The organism is Pseudomonas sp. KU43P, assembly GCF_033095865.1.
Lineage (GTDB): Bacteria > Pseudomonadota > Gammaproteobacteria > Pseudomonadales > Pseudomonadaceae > Aquipseudomonas.
Map to the genome: position 1 here is coordinate 1,133,949 of NZ_AP019365.1, position 18,265 is coordinate 1,152,213.

At 61.4% G+C, this 18,265-nt stretch carries 14 protein-coding genes; 3 read left to right on the plus strand and 11 right to left on the minus strand.

The genetic code is table 11. The features are described from left to right. Positions 1-24: 24 nt before the first annotated feature. The 3 genes from KU43P_RS05130 to gcvH all read right to left on the minus strand — a co-directional run bounded on the left by KU43P_RS05130 (position 25) and on the right by gcvH (position 4,783). Positions 25-1,401: an L-serine ammonia-lyase gene (locus KU43P_RS05130; protein ID WP_317661337.1), complete on the minus strand. Its 1,377-nt coding sequence runs from the start codon at positions 1,399-1,401 to the stop codon at positions 25-27. Positions 1,402-1,532: 131 nt separating this feature from the next. Then, entirely contained in the window at positions 1,533-4,388 is a 2,856-nt protein-coding gene (gene gcvP, locus KU43P_RS05135; RefSeq protein ID WP_317661338.1) for an aminomethyl-transferring glycine dehydrogenase, read from the minus strand. A gap of 11 nt (positions 4,389-4,399) precedes the next feature. Then, positions 4,400-4,783, minus strand: a complete 384-nt coding sequence (gene gcvH, locus KU43P_RS05140) for a glycine cleavage system protein GcvH (RefSeq protein ID WP_317661339.1) — start codon at positions 4,781-4,783, stop codon at positions 4,400-4,402. A 544-nt stretch (positions 4,784-5,327) separates the two neighbouring features. On the opposite strand from gcvH, the gene KU43P_RS05145 reads away from it, so the two are divergent. Both KU43P_RS05145 and KU43P_RS05150 read left to right on the plus strand, forming a co-directional pair. Continuing rightward, a complete protein-coding gene (locus KU43P_RS05145) occupies positions 5,328-7,250 on the plus strand; it encodes an S-type pyocin domain-containing protein (protein WP_317661340.1) in 1,923 nt (640 codons plus the stop codon). A 55-nt stretch (positions 7,251-7,305) separates the two neighbouring features. Then, positions 7,306-7,581: a bacteriocin immunity protein gene (locus tag KU43P_RS05150; protein ID WP_317661341.1), complete on the plus strand. Its 276-nt coding sequence runs from the start codon at positions 7,306-7,308 to the stop codon at positions 7,579-7,581. A 131-nt stretch (positions 7,582-7,712) separates the two neighbouring features. Here the strand turns inward: KU43P_RS05150 and gltS are convergent, their stop codons facing one another. The 7 genes from gltS to arcD (KU43P_RS05185) all read right to left on the minus strand — a co-directional run bounded on the left by gltS (position 7,713) and on the right by arcD (KU43P_RS05185) (position 15,974). Next, positions 7,713-8,918 carry a sodium/glutamate symporter gene (gltS, locus tag KU43P_RS05155; RefSeq protein WP_317661342.1) on the minus strand — a complete coding sequence of 402 codons (1,206 nt, stop codon included), beginning with the start codon at positions 8,916-8,918 and terminating at the stop codon, positions 7,713-7,715. A gap of 92 nt (positions 8,919-9,010) precedes the next feature. Next, entirely contained in the window at positions 9,011-10,522 is a 1,512-nt protein-coding gene (locus KU43P_RS05160) for a sigma-54-dependent transcriptional regulator (protein ID WP_317661343.1), read from the minus strand. Positions 10,523-10,671: 149 nt separating this feature from the next. Beyond that, entirely contained in the window at positions 10,672-11,040 is a 369-nt protein-coding gene (locus tag KU43P_RS05165; protein WP_317661344.1) for a DUF5064 family protein, read from the minus strand. Between the two features lie 57 nt (positions 11,041-11,097). Continuing rightward, a complete protein-coding gene (arcC, locus tag KU43P_RS05170; RefSeq protein WP_317661345.1) occupies positions 11,098-12,036 on the minus strand; it encodes a carbamate kinase in 939 nt (312 codons plus the stop codon). A gap of 143 nt (positions 12,037-12,179) precedes the next feature. Further along, positions 12,180-13,190, minus strand: coding sequence for an ornithine carbamoyltransferase (locus KU43P_RS05175; RefSeq protein WP_317661346.1), 1,011 nt, complete (start codon positions 13,188-13,190; stop codon positions 12,180-12,182). 69 nt (positions 13,191-13,259) lie between these two features. Beyond that, positions 13,260-14,513 (minus strand): arginine deiminase, encoded by a 1,254-nt coding sequence (gene arcA, locus KU43P_RS05180; protein WP_317661347.1) that lies wholly within the window; start codon positions 14,511-14,513, stop codon positions 13,260-13,262. Between the two features lie 33 nt (positions 14,514-14,546). Next, positions 14,547-15,974, minus strand: a complete 1,428-nt coding sequence (gene arcD, locus KU43P_RS05185; RefSeq protein ID WP_317661348.1) for an arginine-ornithine antiporter — start codon at positions 15,972-15,974, stop codon at positions 14,547-14,549. A gap of 431 nt (positions 15,975-16,405) precedes the next feature. Here arcD (KU43P_RS05185) and arcD (KU43P_RS05190) point away from each other — a divergent pair, with 431 nt between their 5' ends. Beyond that, entirely contained in the window at positions 16,406-17,833 is a 1,428-nt protein-coding gene (arcD, locus tag KU43P_RS05190) for an arginine-ornithine antiporter (protein ID WP_317661349.1), read from the plus strand. Here arcD (KU43P_RS05190) and KU43P_RS05195 read toward each other — a convergent pair. Continuing rightward, complete coding sequence (locus tag KU43P_RS05195) at positions 17,813-18,226, minus strand: YbaN family protein (RefSeq protein ID WP_317661350.1); 414 nt, start codon at positions 18,224-18,226, stop codon at positions 17,813-17,815. The genes arcD (KU43P_RS05190) and KU43P_RS05195 overlap by 21 nt on opposite strands. Positions 18,227-18,265: the final 39 nt, after the last annotated feature.

Sequence of the window (18,265 nt, forward strand, 5' to 3'; positions counted from 1 at the left end):
TGACTCCTTGGTTTTATTGTCGGGTCAACATTCGATGATGTTGACGGCCAGACCGCCGCGAGCGGTCTCCTTGTATTTGCTTTTCATGTCGGCGCCGGTCTGGCGCATGGTGCGGATGACCTTGTCGAGCGAGACGAAGTGCTGCCCGTCGCCACGCAGGGCCATGCGCACAGCGTTGATCGCCTTCACCGAGCCCATGGCATTGCGCTCGATGCACGGCACCTGGACCAGCCCGCCGATCGGGTCGCAAGTCAGGCCCAGGTTATGTTCCATGCCGATCTCGGCCGCATTCTCGACTTGCTGCGCAGTGCCGCCCATCACCTCGCACAAGGCCCCAGCAGCCATCGAGCAGGCCACCCCGACCTCGCCCTGGCAGCCGACTTCGGCCCCGGAGATCGAGGCGTTTTCCTTGTAAAGGATGCCGATAGCGGCAGCAGTGAGCAGAAAACGCACAACGCCGTCCTCGCTAGCACCAGGCACGAAGCGCATGTAGTAGTGCAGCACCGCCGGAACGATACCCGCCGCGCCATTGGTCGGTGCCGTGACCACGCGCCCGCCGTAGGCATTCTCCTCGTTTACTGCCAAGGCATAGAGGTTGACCCAGTCGAGCACCGACAACGCATCACGCAGGTTGGCTTCCGGGTGCTGGCTGAGCTGGCGATACAGTGCCGGGGCTCTGCGTTTCACTTTCAGCCCGCCCGGCAGGATGCCTTCATGCCGGTAACCGGCCTGGACGCAATCCTGCATCACCTGCCAGATGCGCAGCAGGCCGGCACGGGTTTCGGCCTCCGGGCGCCAGGCCGCCTCGTTGGCCAGCATGATCTGGCTCACCGATTGGTGTTGCGCGGTGCAATGCCCGAGCAGTTCCTTGGCAGTCTTGAACGGGTAGGCAAGCGGCGTGCTGTCCTCGACGATACGGTCGTGGCCGGCGGCATCTTCGTCGACCACGAAACCACCACCGACCGAGTAGTACTCGCGGCTGCGGATCTGCAGGCCGGCCTGGTCGAAGGCGCGGAAGATCATGCCGTTGGGGTGGTAGGCCAACGGCTTGCGGATCATCGCCAGGTGCTGCTTTTCAACGAACACGATGTCGTGCTCGCCGAGCAGGCGCAGGTGGCCGCTGTCGCGGATTGCCTGCAGGCGGGAGGGGATGGTTTCGGTGTCGACGGTATCGGGGTGCTCGCCTTCCAAGCCGAGCAACACCGCCTTGTCGCTGCCATGGCCCTTGCCGGTGGCACCCAGCGAGCCATACAACTCGGCCTTGACGCTGGCAGTGCTGGCCAGCAGGCCGTCGCGGCGCAGGCCTTCGGCAAAGCGTGCGGCGGCGCGCATCGGGCCGACCGTGTGGGAGCTGGAGGGGCCGATGCCGATCTTGAACAGGTCGAAGACACTCAGGGACATTGCTCATACCCTCCAGAAGGTAAATACGAGTGCTGCGCACTCGATCGCTGGCAAGCCAGCTCCCACAGGTACAGCGCCGTCCATGTGGGAGCCGGCTTGCCGGCGATGGGCCGCGCAGCGGCCCCTCACTATCAGGCGTCCTGATAGCTCTCGATCGATGGGCAGGCGCAGACCAGGTTACGGTCGCCGAACACGTTGTCGACCCGCCCGACCGGTGGCCAGTACTTGCCTTCGACCAGGCTCGGCAGCGGGTACACCGCCTGCTCGCGGCTGTAGCCATGGGCCCATTCGCCAACCAGCTCGGCCGCGGTGTGCGGGGCGTTCTTCAGCGGGTTGTCGTCCTTGTCCAGGCTGCCATTTTCCACGGCGCGAATTTCTTCGCGGATCTTGATCATGGCATCGCAGAAGCGGTCCAGTTCTTCTTTAGACTCGCTTTCGGTCGGTTCGATCATCAGCGTGCCGGCCACCGGGAAGGACATGGTCGGGGCGTGGAAGCCGAAGTCGATCAGGCGCTTGGCCACGTCGTCGACGCTGATGCCGCTGGTGTCCTTCAGCGGGCGCAGGTCGAGGATGCATTCGTGGGCGACCAGGCCATTGCCGCCGGTGTACAGGACAGGATAGTGCTCTTCCAGGCGACGGGCGATGTAGTTGGCGTTGAGGATCGCCATCTGCGACGCACGCTTGAGGCCGGCACCGCCCATCATGCGGATGTACATCCAGGTGATCGGCAGGATGCTGGCGCTGCCGAACGGTGCGGCGCACACCGCGCCCTCGCGGTTTTCCAGCTGGGCATGGCCCGGCAGGAAGGGCGCCAGGTGCGACTTGACGCCGATCGGGCCAACGCCCGGGCCGCCACCGCCGTGGGGAATGCAGAAGGTCTTGTGCAGGTTCAGGTGCGAGACGTCGCCGCCGAACTTGCCGGGGGCGCACAGGCCGACCATGGCGTTCATGTTGGCGCCATCGATGTAAACCTGGCCGCCGTTGTCGTGGATGATCGCGCAGATCTCGCCGATCGCTTCCTCGAACACGCCGTGGGTCGACGGGTAGGTGATCATGATCGCGGCCAGGCGCTCGCGGTGCTCGATGGCCTTGGCGCGCAGGTCTTCAACGTCCACGTTGCCACGGGCGTCACAGGCGGTGACCACCACGCGCATGCCGGCCATGTGCGCGGTTGCCGGGTTGGTGCCGTGGGCCGAAGACGGGATCAGGCAGATGTCGCGATGGCTTTCACCGCGGCTGCGGTGGTAGGCACGGATCGCCAAGAGGCCAGCGTACTCGCCCTGGGAACCGGCGTTGGGTTGCAGCGACACGGCGTCGTAGCCGGTGGCGGCGCACAGCATCGCCTCGAGCTCCTGGGTCATCTGCAGGTAGCCCTGGCTCTGCTCGGCGGGGGCGAACGGGTGCAGGTTGCCGAACTCGGCCCAGGTCACCGGGATCATTTCGCTGGCGGCGTTGAGCTTCATGGTGCACGAGCCCAGCGGGATCATGCTGCGGTCCAGCGCCAGGTCCTTGTCGGCCAGGCGGCGCAGGTAGCGCATCAGCTCGGTTTCGCTGTGGTAGCGATTGAATACCGGGTGTTCGAGGATCGCCGACTGGCGCAGCAGGGCGGCAGGCAGGCGCGAGCCAGTGCTGGCGGCCAGGGCCGCGAAGTCAGGTTGTGCCTGGTCGCCGGCGAACAGCTGCCACAGCGTTTCGACATCGGCCTGGGTGGTGGTTTCATCGAGCGACAGGCCAAGCTTGTCGGCATCGATCTGGCGCAGGTTGATGCGCTGGGCGCGGGCTTTGTCGTGCAGGCTCGCGGTCGCGGCGCCGGTGGCCAGGGTCAGGGTGTCGAAGGCAGTTTCGCCGATCACGTCGATGCCCAGGGTCTTCAGGCCGGCGGCAAGGATCGCGGTCAGTGCATGGGTGCGTTCGGCAATGCGCTTGAGGCCGGCCGGACCGTGGTAGACGGCGAACATGCTGGCGATGTTGGCCAGCAGCACCTGCGCGGTGCAGATGTTGCTGGTGGCCTTCTCGCGGCGGATGTGCTGCTCGCGGGTTTGCATGGCCAGGCGCAGGGCGGTCTTGCCGAAGCGGTCGATCGACACGCCGACCAGGCGGCCTGGCATGTCACGCTTGAAGGCATCGCGGGTGGCGAAGTAGGCCGCGTGCGGGCCACCGAAGCCCAGTGGTACACCGAAGCGCTGGGCGCTGCCGATGGCCACGTCGGCGTCGAATTCGCCCGGCGGGGTCAGCAGGGTCAGGGCCAGCAGGTCGGCGGCCACGGCCACCAGGGCGTTGGCGGCATGGAAGCGCTGTACCAGTTCGCGGTAGTCGAACACTTCACCGTTGCTGGCCGGGTACTGCAGCAGGGCGCCGAAGAAGGCGCTGACATCGCTCAGCTCACGCTCGTCGCCGACCACGATTTCGATACCCAGTGGCTCGGCACGGGTGCGCAGCACGTCGAGGGTTTGCGGGTGGCAGTGCACGGAGACGAAGAAGGCATGGCTGGCCTTGTTCTTCGACAGGCGCTTGCAGAAGGTCATGGCCTCGGCGGCGGCAGTCGCCTCGTCGAGCAGGGAGGCGTTGGCGATCGGCAGGCCGGTCAGGTCGCTGATCAGGGTCTGGAAGTTCAGCAGGGCTTCCAGGCGGCCTTGGGAGATTTCTGGCTGGTACGGGGTGTAGGCGGTGTACCAGGCCGGGTTTTCCAGCAGGTTGCGCAAGATCGGCGCCGGGGTATGGGTGTTGTAGTAGCCCTGCCCGATGTAGTTCTTGAACAGCTGGTTGTTGCCGGCGATGGCCTTCAGCGCGGCCAGTGCATCGGCTTCGCTCTGGCCGTCTTCGCTGCCGAGCACGCTGGTGCCTTTGATGCTGTCGGGGATGACAGCGGCGCTCATGGCTTCCAGCGAGTCGAAGCCCAGGGTGGCCAGCATGGCCTGCTCGTCGGCGGCGCGCGGGCCGATGTGACGGGCGATGAATTCGTTGGCGGTGCCGAGGTTGTGGGTCATGGTCAGGTTCCTCAGGCGTCGTCGTTGGCTTTGATCAGGCGGTCGTAGGCGTCCTGGTCGAGCAGGGCGGCCACTTCACTGGCGTCGGCGGGGATGAAACGGAAGAACCAGCCTTCGCCCAGCGGGTCTTCGTTGACCAGTTCGGGGCTGTCATTGAGCGCATCGTTGACGGCGACCACTTCACCAGCCAAAGGCATGTACACGCCGCTGGCGGCCTTGACCGATTCGACGGTGGAGGTTTCGGCAGCTTTGTCGTAATGCTGCAGCTCTGGCAGTTGCACGTAGACCACATCGCCCAGGGCATTCTGCGCGTAGGCGGTGATGCCCACGGTGACGCTGCCGTCGGCTTCTGTGCGCAGCCATTCGTGATCTTCGGTGAAACGCAACTCGCTCATGGGGAATCCTCGGGGGCAGGGCATGGGGCGCGGTGGGTTCGCGCTCTTGGGTTGGGATTCACCAAGCAAAAATTCAGCCAATTACAAAAAAATGATAATTATCAGCTACATATGTCAAATTCTGACGACACGATTGAAGCCTTCGTAATGAAATCATTCCACTAGTTGTCGCTACTGAAACACGCTTTGGAATCATGGCCTCGGCATTACTGGGCAAAGTAGGCGTGTAATGAATTCAGTACGATGTATCGAAATCAATACGCCAGCGTTGGGCACTTTGAATAAGTGCTTGGAAGTACATTGGGTAGTTCTCGTAGTCCGCTTTTTTCCTTGCCTTCTTTTTGCTTGGTTTAAGTATTTATAATTTTCTGTCTTTTAGCGGGTAGCTTTACCTTCTGCAACTTGGGGTTTGTTTTTGTGCAAATTCCTCGCTGGCTGCTGATGATTGGGTGGTCGGTTGAAGTTTTGTGTAAGTGTAAAAATGTGCCCAATCTATTGTAAAGAGCAGCTGCCTATTCGAACACATGTTTTCGAGGAAAAATGGATGTCCAGAAAGCGCAGGCAGATTGAGTTACCCCACAGTTATGTGGAAGGAAAGCCACCTGAAGGTGCATTTACACTTCCTCCCGGTTATTCAGGGCCGCTACCACCTTTGGGTAATAATCCTCATGGTGACTGGTTGAGAAGGCTGAATTCCGGTAGTAAAGATGCAAAGCAACAGTTGGCACTTTTCAATAAAGCGCCATATGTCATGAAAGCGGCTGATGATGATGCGAAGAATGAGTATGTGACAAAGCTGGCAACGGCGTCGCAGCGCATTGAATTGGATGCACAAACCCTTCGCCAGAGCTTGGGTGGCCAGCCACAATCTCATATTGATGTGCTGAGGCAAGACATGGCTGTAAGGAATTTGCTAGTCGAGCGAAAAACACAAGACTTAAGTAGGCATCGCGCGGCTGCAGATAGTTATTTTGGGTCGACGCCGTTCGGCAAAGGCCCAGTTGAATATGCAATTGCCACGCATCGCTTGATGGTACGGATGCGTCTGCGGCCTCCGGCGTTGGAACAAGCTTTGAAAAGTGCCTACCACGCTGCTTATTCGGCTCAGTTGGATGAAGCTGAGATACGTCTACTTCAGACGCAGATCGGAACGTTGCATCAGGCCATTGCTAATGCCGAAGCACAAGCGCTAGCGCAGGCCGAGGCTGCGGCCAGAGCCAAGGCAGAAGCGGAAGCTGCGGCCAGAGCCAAGGCAGAAGCGGAAGCTGCGGCCAGAGCCAAGGCAGAAGCGGAAGCTGCGGCCAGAGCCAAGGCAGAAGCGGAAGCTGCGGCCAGAGCCAAGGCAGAAGCGGAAGCTGCGGCCAGAGCCAAGGCAGAAGCGGAAGCTGCGGCCAGAGCCAAGGCAGAAGCGGAAGCTGCGGCCAGAGCCAAGGCAGAAGCGGAAGCTGCGGCCAGAGCCAAGGCAGAAGCGGAAGCGGAGGCCAGAGCCAAGGCAGAAGCGGAGGCTGCGGCCAGAGCCAAGGCAGAAGCGGAAGCTGTGGCTAAAGCCAAGGCACAGGCGGAAGCTACCCGCCTGGCAAACACTTTTACTATGTCCGGGGCCACTACTTTCGGTGGGCCATTCGTCGTCACCGCTGCCGGGCATGTTGTTTCAACAGCCCTGAACATTTCTCTGTCAGCTTCAATCGGGGCAGCATTGGCGGCTCTTCGCGGAGCAGCGGGCGGTGTGGCAGTCCCATTAGTCGCTGGTGTAGCAGCGCTCTTGTACTCCTCTCGTCTTGGCAATGGTGAACTGCCGGAACGCTACGTCCTGCAAACGCCTCTGGAGACGCTCGATCCTCAAATTGATTTGCCACTGGGACCCGGTAATGCGATTGGCAGCCATGCCAAACTCCCATATCGCTTCAGTTCCCAAGCCACCGAGGCAGGTGATTCTGAAATACTCGTCATCAAGACAGACGGGCAGGTCGTGCCTTCGCAAGTGCGCGTCCTGACTGCTACTCATGATCGAGAGCGCAATCTCTATAGCGCCACCACCACGGATGTGCCGACCCGGACCTTAATCTGGACACCTATCGCACAACCGGCTAATGCCTCGACCGGCTTGCCTGCCGAGCAACCGGAGGCAGCGATATATGAAGGGGCGACGTTGACACCGGTCGAGGTGAGGATCGACAGCTATCCAGGTGTCGCCTACGCGAGCCTGGATGACTACATCATCGTTTTTCCGGCAGACTCGGGGTTGCCGCCGCTGTATGTGGTGTTCAGGGATCGGCGGGAGGAGCCAGGCACAATGAAAGGCTTCGGCCAACCCGACGCAACTGTCTGGCTGGCAGGTGCCAATCAAGGTCAGGGAGTTGCCATTCCACCTCGCATAGCTGACAAATTGAGAGGAAGAAATTTCAGTAGCTGGAGGCGTGCACGTGAAGCAATATGGGCTGCAGTCAGTGAGGATCCGATCCTGTGAGAATCACCACTCCAAAAAATCACGTGCGGATACACAGAAATAAAGGTGCCGATAAATGATTCTTAAAAATAAGATTGAAGAATATTCAGAAGCTGAATTCACTGAGTTTCTGAATGAGTTTTTCGAAAACCCTAGGCAGCTCAAAGGCGATGCACTGGGGGCGCATATCAACCGATTGACCGATTACTTTGAAAGTCTTATCGATCATCCAGATAAAAGCGGTCTGATCTTCTATCCTGCAGAGGGCGTTGAAGATAGCCCCGCCGGGGTGATTTCGGTTTTGAAAGCGTGGCTCGCTGCAAATGGAAAACCCGGGTTTCGCCAGGACTGAGTCAACGCTAAATCCGTCTCCATGATTCACTTCATCATCCCCCTTTCTGACGTAATCCGCGAAGGGGGATGATTGCATTGCCTCTCTGTAACGCTCAGTACGGCGCACTAAGATCTGTAATGTATCGCGTATCAGAGAGCGGTGAAGAAGGGCAGTGCAAGGTAGAGCTTGATCACGATCACATTGATGATGTCGATGAAGAACGCGCCCACCATCGGCACCACCAGGAACGCGATCTGCGAAGGGCCGTAGCGTTGCGTCACCGCCTGCATGTTGGCAATCGCCGTCGGTGTGGCGCCCAGGCCGAAACCACAGTGCCCGGCCGCCAGTACTGCCGCATCGTAGTTGCTGCCCATGACCCTGAAGGTCACGAATATCGCGAACAACGCCATCACCAGCGTCTGCACCGCCAGGATGATGAAGAACGGCAGCGCCAGCGCCGCCAGGTCCCACAGCTTCAGCGACATCAGGGCGATCGCCAGGAACAGTGACAGGCTGACATTGCCCAGCACCGAGACTTCCCGCTCGAACACCTGGTACAGGCCGATCGCTGCAAGCCCGTTGCGCACCACGACGCCTACGAACAGGACACAGACGAAGGTCGGCAGTTCGAACGAAGTACCGAGCAACAGGCCGTTGAGCAAGGAGCCGCCCATCAGGCTGATCGCGATCAGTGCGAGGGACTCGATCATTGAAAAAGGCGTGATCAGACGTTCCTTGTTCGGCTGTTCGAAGCCTTTGGGCACGCGGGGTGTTTCCTGTTCGAGGCCGGGTGTCTGCACGCGGCTGATCAGCAGGCGGGCGACGGGTCCGCCAATCAGGCCGCCGAGGACCAGGCCGAATGTCGCGGCGGCCAATGCCAGTTCCGAAGCGGAGGCAAGCCCGTACTTTTCGCTGAAAGTCGCACCCCAGGCAGCGCCTGTGCCATGACCGCCCGCCAGGGAAATCGAACCTGACAGCAGGCCCATCAAGGGGTCGAGCCCCAGTGCCGTAGCCAGGCCGATGCCCATGGCGTTCTGCACCACCAGCAGGCCGGTGACCGCAAAGAGGAAGATAGCCACGACGCGGCCGCCCTTCTTCAGGCTGGCCAGGTCGGCGTTCAGGCCGATGGTGGCGAAGAAGGCGAGCATCAGCGGGGATTGCAGCGACGTGTCGAACTGCACCTGCACATCGAAGCTGCGCAGGGCCAGCAGTATCAAGGCAACCACCAGGCCGCCGGCTACCGGTTCCGGAATGTTGTAGATACGCAGGAAGGTGACGCGGGTGACGAGGCCGCGCCCGAGTAGTAGGACCAATGAGGCGGCGACCAGCGTTCCATAGAAATCGAGTTCAAGCATCAGGTAGCTCTTTGTTATTTCAGCAACGTGAACGGGACCTCCATTTTCGTGGCGAAACTGCCTGTAGATGTGTAAGGGAAATCTGAAAAAGCTTAGGAATTAGTTTTCGGAATGCCGTATTTGCGCAGGCGCTGGGCAATCGCGGTATGTGAGGTCTGCAAGCGCCCGGCCAGTTGCCGTGTCGACGGGTAGCTGGCGTACAAGCGCTGCAGCAGTTCGCGTTCGAAATCGCCCACCGCCTGTTCCAGGCTCGCCACTTCGCCATCCTGCCCGCGTGCCACCGAAGTCCCGGCGATGTCGAGGTCGCCGATGTCCACCAGGTTGCCTTCGCAAATGGCTGCGGCGCGGAAGATCACGTTCTGCAACTGGCGCACGTTGCCCGGCCAGGGGTTGGCCAGCAGGGCCGAGTGGGTGGCAGGCGTCAGCCGGCAGGGCGGGCGCTGGATCTGCGTGCAGGCCTGCTGCATGAAGAAATGCGCGAGCACGAGGATGTCCTGACCACGGTCACGCAGCGGTGGTACCTGCAGGTTGAGCACGTTCAGGCGGTAGAACAGGTCTTCGCGGAAGGTGCCTTCGGCGACCATGCGTTCCAGGTCGCGGTGCGTGGCGCTGATGATGCGCACATCGACTTTCACTTCCCGGTCGCCCCCCACGCGCCGGAAGCTGCCGTCGCTGAGAAAGCGCAGCAGCTTGGCCTGCAGGTAGGGCGACATTTCGCCGATTTCGTCGAGAAACACCGTGCCCTGGTTGGCCAGCTCCATCAGCCCCGGCTTGCCACCGCGCTGGGCGCCGGTGAAGGCGCCGGGGGCGTAGCCGAACAGTTCGCTTTCGGCCAGGCTCTCGGGCAGGGCGGCGCAGTTCAACGCGAGGAACGGTGCCGCGTGGCGGCTGCTGATGGCATGGCAGGCGCGGGCCACCAGCTCCTTGCCGGTACCGGTTTCACCATGCACCAGCAGCGGGGCATCCAGCGCCGCCACGCGCAGGGCGCGGGCCTTGAGGGTGCGGATCGCCGGGGACTCGCCGAGCAAGGCATCGAAGCCTTCGGCATGGTCGTGGTGCAGGGCCGACAGGCGTTCTCCCATGCGGTTGGGCGGGTACAAGGTCAGGAGGCCGCCGGCGTTGGTGATGGGTGTGGCGTCCAACAGCAGGCTCTGGCCGTTGAGCTGCATCTCGCGCATCGGCAGGTGGAAGTTGTTGTCCAGCAAGGCTTGCAGCAGGCCGGGGTCGTTGAACAGCTCCCCCACCGAGCGCCCGGCCGATTCGCGGCCACACAGGGCGATCAGCGCAGGGTTGGCCAGCAGCACCTTGCCTGCACTGTCCACCGCCAGTACCGGATCGCTCATGGCGGCCAGCAGGGCATCCAGCTGCAGGTGGCGGCGTTGGCCGGGGAGGATGTCGACCACGTCCACCGATTGCACGCCACGCACATCGAACAGTGCATCGTGCAATTCTTCGAGCACCGCGGGGCTGAGGGTCGGGGCGTCGATGTAGACGTTCGGCGGGACCATCTCCACGGCGTCCAGGTTGAGGTTGCGGGCACCGAGCAAGGCCAGGACTTCCTGGGTAATGCCGACGCGGTCGATGAAGCTGACGTGGATGCGCATGGGGAGGGCAGGGGTGGTTGCCTGAGGAGGGCAGTAGTATGCCTTGGCTTATGGGTGAAGCCCAATCGCCGGCAAGCCGGCTCCCACAGGTACTGCGCTATTTTGGGTTCAGCGCAGTACCTGTGGGAGCCGGCTTGCCGGCGATGGCTTCACTCCAGGTGTTCGGGCTTGATCGGGTCGCCAGATTTCACATCCAGCTGTTTGCGTACATCTTCGAACATCTGGTCGTAGTAATCATGCATCGACCCGATGCTGCTGGCTGATTTGGGGATGCCGTACTTTTCCGCCACCTTGGTCACATACCGTGCGAAGTCGAACGCTTGGTCCTTGGGCAACGTGAACCCCTCATTTTTCGCGAGCTCCTTGCCCTGAATGGTTCCACGCATGTCGAACCTCATTCCCCTGCCTTCCTTGGGATCCTGCACAACCTGGTAATCAATGTGCAGGTCGTAGCTGACGTCGTTGTTGTTCAGCGCATGTCGCTCGATGTGCAGATGGCCGGGTTCGAACTGAGCCATGACGAAATCCTCCAAAAGGTTGAAAACGGCGGGCACCCTGGTGCCCGCCTACTGCAGTCAACGGTAGCTGATTCCTGGCTTGGCGATGCTGACACGGGTGCCGCCGGTGCCTTGAACGATCTTTTCGATGTTCTCCAGTGAACCAATCACCGCAACCCTACCGGTCAAACGAGCAAACTCACAAGCCGCCTGGACTTTCGGCCCCATGGACCCCGCTGCAAAGCCCAGTCGCTCGAGTTCGTCGGGGTGTGCTTCTGCGATGGCTTTCTGGGTAGGCTTTTTGTAATCGATGTACGCCGCGTCGACGTCGGTGGCGATCACCAGCAGATCGGCGCGCAGCTCCCTGGCCAGCAGGGCCGAGCACAGGTCTTTGTCGATCACCGCTTCGATGCCCTTCAAGGTGCGTTTGGTCTTGTCCGGGTCGTACATGGTGGGGATACCACCGCCGCCGGCGCAGATCACCACGGTGCCGCGCTCGAGCAGCCAGGTGATCGGCTTGATCTCGAAAATACGGATCGGCTTGGGGCTGGCGACGACACGGCGGTACTTGTCGCCGTCGGGTTTGACCTTCCAGCCTTTTTCGTCGGCCAGGCGCAGTGCTTCATCTTTTTCGTAGACCGGGCCGATGAACTTGGTCGGGTCTTTGAAGGCGGGGTCGTTAGGGTCGACTTCGACCTGGGTGAGCAGCGAGGCGAACGGCACTTCGAACGGCAGCAGGTTGCCCAGCTCCTGTTCGATCATGTAGCCGATCATGCCCTCGGTTTCGGCGCCGAGCACGTCCAGGGGGTAGGCTTCGTCCGGCTTGTAGGAGAGGCCCTGGAGGGCCAGCAGGCCGACCTGCGGGCCGTTACCGTGGGCGATGACCAGCTCGTTGCCAGGGTGAACCTTGGCGATCTGTTCGGCGGCGGTGCGGATATTGGCGCGCTGGTTGTCAGCGGTCATGGGCTCGCCGCGGCGCAGCAGGGCGTTGCCGCCCAATGCAACAACGATACGCATGGGGAATGTCCTTTGCGAAGATGGGGTGAACGCCTCGTTGCTGGGTGGGAGCCGGCTTGCCGGCGATCACCGGCGAAGCCGGTGCCTTGCACCGTGTTGCCTGCATCGCCGGCAAGCCGGCTCCCACAGTAGCGAGGTAGTTGTCAGAGATCGGCCAGGGTCGAGACCAGGATCGCTTTGATGGTGTGCATGCGGTTTTCAGCCTGCTCGAAGGCGATGCACGCTGGCGACTCGAACACGTCGTCGGTCACTTCGATGCCGTTGGCCAGGTCCGGATACTGTTCGGCAATCTGCTTGCCGACCTTGGTTTCGGAGTTGTGGAACGCTGGCAGGCAGTGCATGAACTTGGTGCGTGGGTTGCCGGTAGACTTCATCAGCTCCTTGTTCACCTGGTAAGGCTTGAGCTGCTTGATGCGCTCGCCCCAGGCTTCGATCGGCTCGCCCATCGATACCCAGACGTCGGTGTGCACGAAGTCCACGCCCTTGACCGCCGCTTTCGGGTCTTCGGTCAGGGTGATGCGTGCGCCGCTTTCTTCCGCGTATTTCTTGCAGCGCTCGACCAGGTCGTCGTGTGGCCACAAGGCCTTGGGCGCGGCGATGCGTACGTCCATGCCGAGCTTGGCACCGATCAGCAGCAGCGAGTTGCCCATGTTGTTGCGGGCATCGCCCAGGTAGGCGTAGCTGATGTCGTGCAAGGGCTTGTCGCTGTGCTCACGCATGGTCAGCACGTCGGCGATCATTTGGGTCGGGTGGTATTCGTCAGTCAGGCCGTTGAACACCGGCACGCCGGCGAACGTGGCCAGCTCTTCGACGATTTCCTGCTTGAAGCCACGGTATTCGATAGCGTCGTACATGCGCCCGAGTACGCGGGCGGTGTCCTTCATGCTTTCCTTGTGGCCGATCTGCGAGGAGTTGGGGTCGATGTAGGTGACGTTGGCGCCTTGGTCATAGGCGGCGACTTCGAAGGCGCAGCGGGTGCGGGTCGAGGTCTTCTCGAAGATCAGGGCGATGTTGTTGCCCTTGAGGTGCTGCTGCTCGGTGCCGGTGTACTTGGCGCGCTTGAGGTCGCGGGACAGGTCCAGCAGGTACTTCAGCTCGCGGGTGGTGTGGTGTTCGAGGCTGAGCAGGTTGCGGTTGTGGATATTGAACGCCATGACAGTTTCTCCTTGAGTTTGGTGAACATCCCGGTCGCGGCCTTGTGGGCGCGACCGGGCGTATGGACGTTAGTAGTCGATAGGGTCGCGGACGATCGGGCAGGTCATGCAGTGGCCGCCGCCACGGCCCCGGCCCAGTTCGCCGGCGCTGATGGTGATGACCTCGATCCCGGCCTTGCGCAGCAGGGTATTGGTGTAGGTGTTGCGGTCGTAGCCGATGACCACGCCGGGCTCCATGGCCACCACGTTGTTGCCGTCATCCCACTGTTCGCGCTCGGCGGCGAAGCTGTTGCCGCCGGTCTCGACCACGCGCAGCTTGACCCCAAGCTGCTCGCCCACCACTTCGATGAACGACTTGTTCACCCGGCGCACATCCATGCCATATGGCTTGCTTTCGTCCGGGCGGATGATGAACGGCACGATCTCTTTCACCACTTCCGGGAAGACCGTTACCAGGTCGCGGTCGCAGAAGCTGAACACGGTGTCCAGGTGCATGGCCGCACGAGACTTCGGCAGGCCGGCGACGATCACTTCCGTGACTGCACCCTTGGCGAACAGGTTCTGTGCCAGGGTACCGATGGCCTGGCGCGAGGTACGCTCGCCCATGCCGATGAGCACGATGCCCTTGCCGATCGGCATCACGTCGCCGCCTTCGAGGGTGGCGTTGCCATGGTCCTTGTCAGGGTCGCCGTACCAGACCTGGAAGTCGGCGTTGGTGAATTCCTTGTGGAACTTGTAGATGGCGGTGGTCAGCAGGGTTTCCTGACGTCGCGCCGGCCAGTACATCGGGTTCAGCGTCACGCCACCGTAGATCCAGCAGGTGGTGTCGCGCGTGAACTGGGTGTTGGGCAGCGGTGGCAGGATGAAGCTGGAATGTCCCAAGTAGTCGTTGTACATCTTGACCACGTCGGCGCCTTCGCTCTGCGGCAGGTCCTGGCCTGCCACGCCACCGATCAGGAATTCGGCCAGGTGGCGAGGTTCGAGGCCTTCGAGCCAGCTGCGCACTTCGTTGGTCAGGCCTACACCGACGGTGTCAGGGGTGATCTTGCGGTCGAGGATCCACTTCAGGGCCTCTTTGTTCTGCACGATGTCGGTCAGCAGGTTGTGCATTTCCAGCACATCCACACCGCGCTCGCGCATCTTGGTGACGAAGTCGAAATGGTCACGCTTGGCCTGGTCGACCCAGATCACGTCATCGAACAGCAATTCGTCGCAGTTGCTCGGCGTCAGGCGCTTGTGCGCCAGTCCCGGGGAGCAAACCATCACCTTGCGCAGCTTGCCGGCTTCGGAGTGGACACCGTACTTCTGTTTTTCAGCGGACATGGTTCAATCCTCCATTAGTGCAAAGACGTGGGATCACAAAGTCAGGAAGCCGTCGTACAGTCCATAGGCCGCCACCAGGGCGCCGATGACCACGGCTGCGAAGAGCAGTTTTTCCACGTTGGTGAAGATCGGTTGGCCAATTTCATGTTTGGCCTTGGCGAACAGGATCACGCCCGGGGCATACAGCAGGGCGGAGAGCAGCAGGTACTTGGTGCCACCGGCGTACAGCAGCCAGATGGCGTAGATCAACGCGACGGCGCCGATGAACAGGTCCTTGCTGCGTTCCTTGGCAGCCTGTTCATAGGTTTCGCCGCGCATGGCCAGCAGGAATGCATAGGCCGCCGACCACAGGTAAGGCACCAAGATCATCGAGGTGGCGAGGTAGATCAGCGACAGGTAGGTACTGCTGGAGAAGAGGGTGATGACCAGGAAGATCTGCACCATGGCGTTGGTCAGCCAAAGCGCATTGGCCGGTACCTGGTTGGCGTTTTCGCGGCGCAGGAACTCCGGCATGGTGTGGTCCTTGGCCGCGGCGAACATGATCTCGGCGCACAGCAGCACCCACGACAGCAGGGCACCTAGCAGCGAGATGATCAGGCCGACGCTGATCAGCACCGCACCCCAGTGGCCGACCACGTGCTCGAGCACGGCCGCCATCGACGGGTTCTGCAGCTTGGCCAGTTCCGGTTGAGTCATCACGCCCAGCGACAGCACGTTGACCAGCACCAGGAACAGCAGCACGGTGATGAAGCCGATGACCGTGGCTTTACCCACGTCGGAGCGTTTTTCCGCACGGGACGAGAAGATGCTCGCGCCCTCGATACCGATGAACACCCAGACGGTGACCAGCATCATGTTGCGCACCTGGGTCATTACGCTGCCCAGTTCAGGCGTACCGGTGCCCCAGATGTCAGCGGTGAAGATGTCGAGTTTGAAGGCGAACAGGCAGATCAGAGCGAACAGCACCAGCGGCACGACCTTGGCCACGGTGGTGACCAGGTTGATGAACGCCGCTTCCTTGATGCCGCGCAGCACCAGGAAGTGCACTGCCCAGAGCAGGATCGAGGCACCGATGATGGCGGCGGGGGTGTTGCCTTCGCCGAAGATCGGGAAGAAGTAGCCGAGGGTACTGAACAGCAGCACGAAGTACCCGACGTTACCCAGCCAAGCACTGATCCAGTAACCCCAGGCCGACGAGAAGCCCATGTAGTCACCGAAACCGGCCTTGGCGTAGGCGTATACCCCGCCGTCCAGGTCAGGCTTGCGGTTGGCCAGGGTCTGGAACACGAACGCCAGCATCAGCATGCCCACGGCTGTGATAGCCCAGCCGATCAGCACGGCGCCGACGCCGGCACTGGCCGCCATGTTTTGTGGCAGCGAGAAGATCCCGCCGCCGATCATCGACCCGACGACAAGAGCAACTAACGCGCCGAGTTTTAGTTTTCCGGAAGAATCAGACATTTAACAACTCCTGCCAGGAGAAAGTTGCGACAGAATAGATCCGACGCCGGGACCATGCCCTGACCTAGATCAGTTTCATGGTCACGCGATGTAGGAAATGCCCTACATGCGGCTCCTGGAGAGTGCCGACAGCTCTGCTGCAGGCCTTGTGCGCTGGCACCTCCATGTACGTCTAGAGCAAACGCTCTGTTACACCTGCGATGTCTGAAGCTAGCCGTTTTTGTCGCTTTCGCAAATTTTTCACAAGAATATTGAGTTTTATCAGTTTCTTTTCTAGTTGCTCGGTAGCTGCTAATTTTCACAGGTAGGGTTGATAGACAAAGCAGTTATGAGCACGCTGTCTTAAATACCCCTGCTTATATAAGCGAGTAGTATTCATATGGCCATCACGGCTGTTTCAAATGCATGACAACACAGGAAAAAAGATCTCCATGAGCGAACCAGGACAGAAGCTACGCCTTGGTGCATTGATCGCGCTGGTGGTCGGTTCGATGATCGGCGGCGGGATCTTCTCGCTGCCACAAAACATGGCGGCGCGTGCCGATGTCGGTGCGGTGCTGATCGGTTGGGGTATCACGGCGGTGGGCATGCTGGCGCTGGCGTTCGTGTTCCAGACCCTGGCCAACCGCAAGCCTGAGCTGGACTCCGGGGTGTACGCCTACGCCAAGGCCGGCTTTGGCGAGTACATGGGCTTCTCCTCGGCCTGGGGTTACTGGATCAGCGCCTGGCTGGGCAACGTCGGGTACTTCGTGCTGCTGTTCAGCACCCTGGGCTTCTACTTTCCGGTGTTCGGTGAGGGCAACACACCGGTCGCCATCGGCTGCGCTTCGCTGCTGCTCTGGGCTGTGCACTTTCTGGTGCTGCGTGGCATCAAGGAAGCGGCCTTCATCAACCAGGTGACCACCGTGGCCAAGGTGGTGCCGCTGCTGATCTTCATCGTCATTGCCGCCTTCGCCTTCCGCGCCGACATCTTCACCCGTGACATCTGGGGCCTGAGCAACCCGCAGTTCGGCAATGTGCTGGACCAGGTACGCAACATGATGCTGGTCACCGTGTTCGTGTTCATCGGCATCGAAGGCGCCAGTGTGTACTCCGGGCGAGCGCAGCGGCGCTCGGATGTGGGTAAGGCCACGGTGATCGGTTTCATTGGCGTGCTGGCGCTGCTGGTGCTGGTCAACGTGTTGTCACTGGGGGTGATGACCCAGCCGGAACTGGCCGGGTTGCAGAACCCATCACTGGCCACGGTGCTCGAGCATATCGTCGGCCCCTGGGGCGCCTTGCTGATCAGTATCGGCCTGGCCATCTCGCTTTTGGGCGCGTTGCTGTCGTGGGCGCTGCTGTGTGCCGAGATTCTCTTCGCCACGGCCCGGGACAAGACCATGCCGCGCTTCCTGGCCAAGGAAAACGCCAACCATGTACCCGCCAATGCCCTGTGGCTGACCAACTGCATGATCCAGGGCTTCCTGCTGATCACCCTGGTGTCGGCAGGGACCTACACCAGCCTGATCTACCTGGCGTCGTCGATGATTCTCGTGCCTTATCTATGGTCGGCGGCCTATGCGGTGCTGCTGGCCGTGCGTGGCGAGAGCTACGCCGGGCAGCCGGCACTGCGTCGCAAGGACCTGCTGGTGGCGTCGGTGGCGTTGCTGTATGCGGTGTGGCTGCTGTACGCCGGTGGCCTGAAATACCTGCTGCTGTCGGCGCTGCTGTACGCCCCGGGGGTGATCCTGTTCGCCCGGGCCAAGCGTGAGCAGGGGCAGCCCCTGTTCACCCACTGGGAAAAGCTGATTTTTGCGGCAGTGCTGGCCGGCGCGGCGGTGGCGGCCTACTTGCTGTACTCAGGGCTGTTGAGCTTGTGACCCGGCAGGGCATGGCCGCTCCGGGCGCGACCAGATCCACAGGTTGCCCAGGGTCATGCCGGCAATGGCCAGGAACACTGGCCAGTGGTGTTCGAGGAAGGTCAGCATCAAGGCTGCGCATAGCAGCATGCTGACAGTGGCGCTGACCTTGTCCCGGCGCTGGATCACCTTGCCGTTGCGCCAGTTGTAGAGGATCGGCCCGAACAGCCGGTGGTTCTCCAGCCAGGCCGACAGCCTTGGCGAGCTGCGGGTCGCGGCCCAGGCGGCCAAGAGAATGAACTCGGTGGTCGGCAAGCCGGGAATCACGATCGCCACGAGGCCAATGCCCAGGCTCACGTAAGCCAGGATGCCGTACAGCAGGCGCGACAGTTTCGAGCGGGCAGGTCGGGTCATGGTCTCACTGCGTAAAACGTCCGGCCGCCGGAGGGGCGG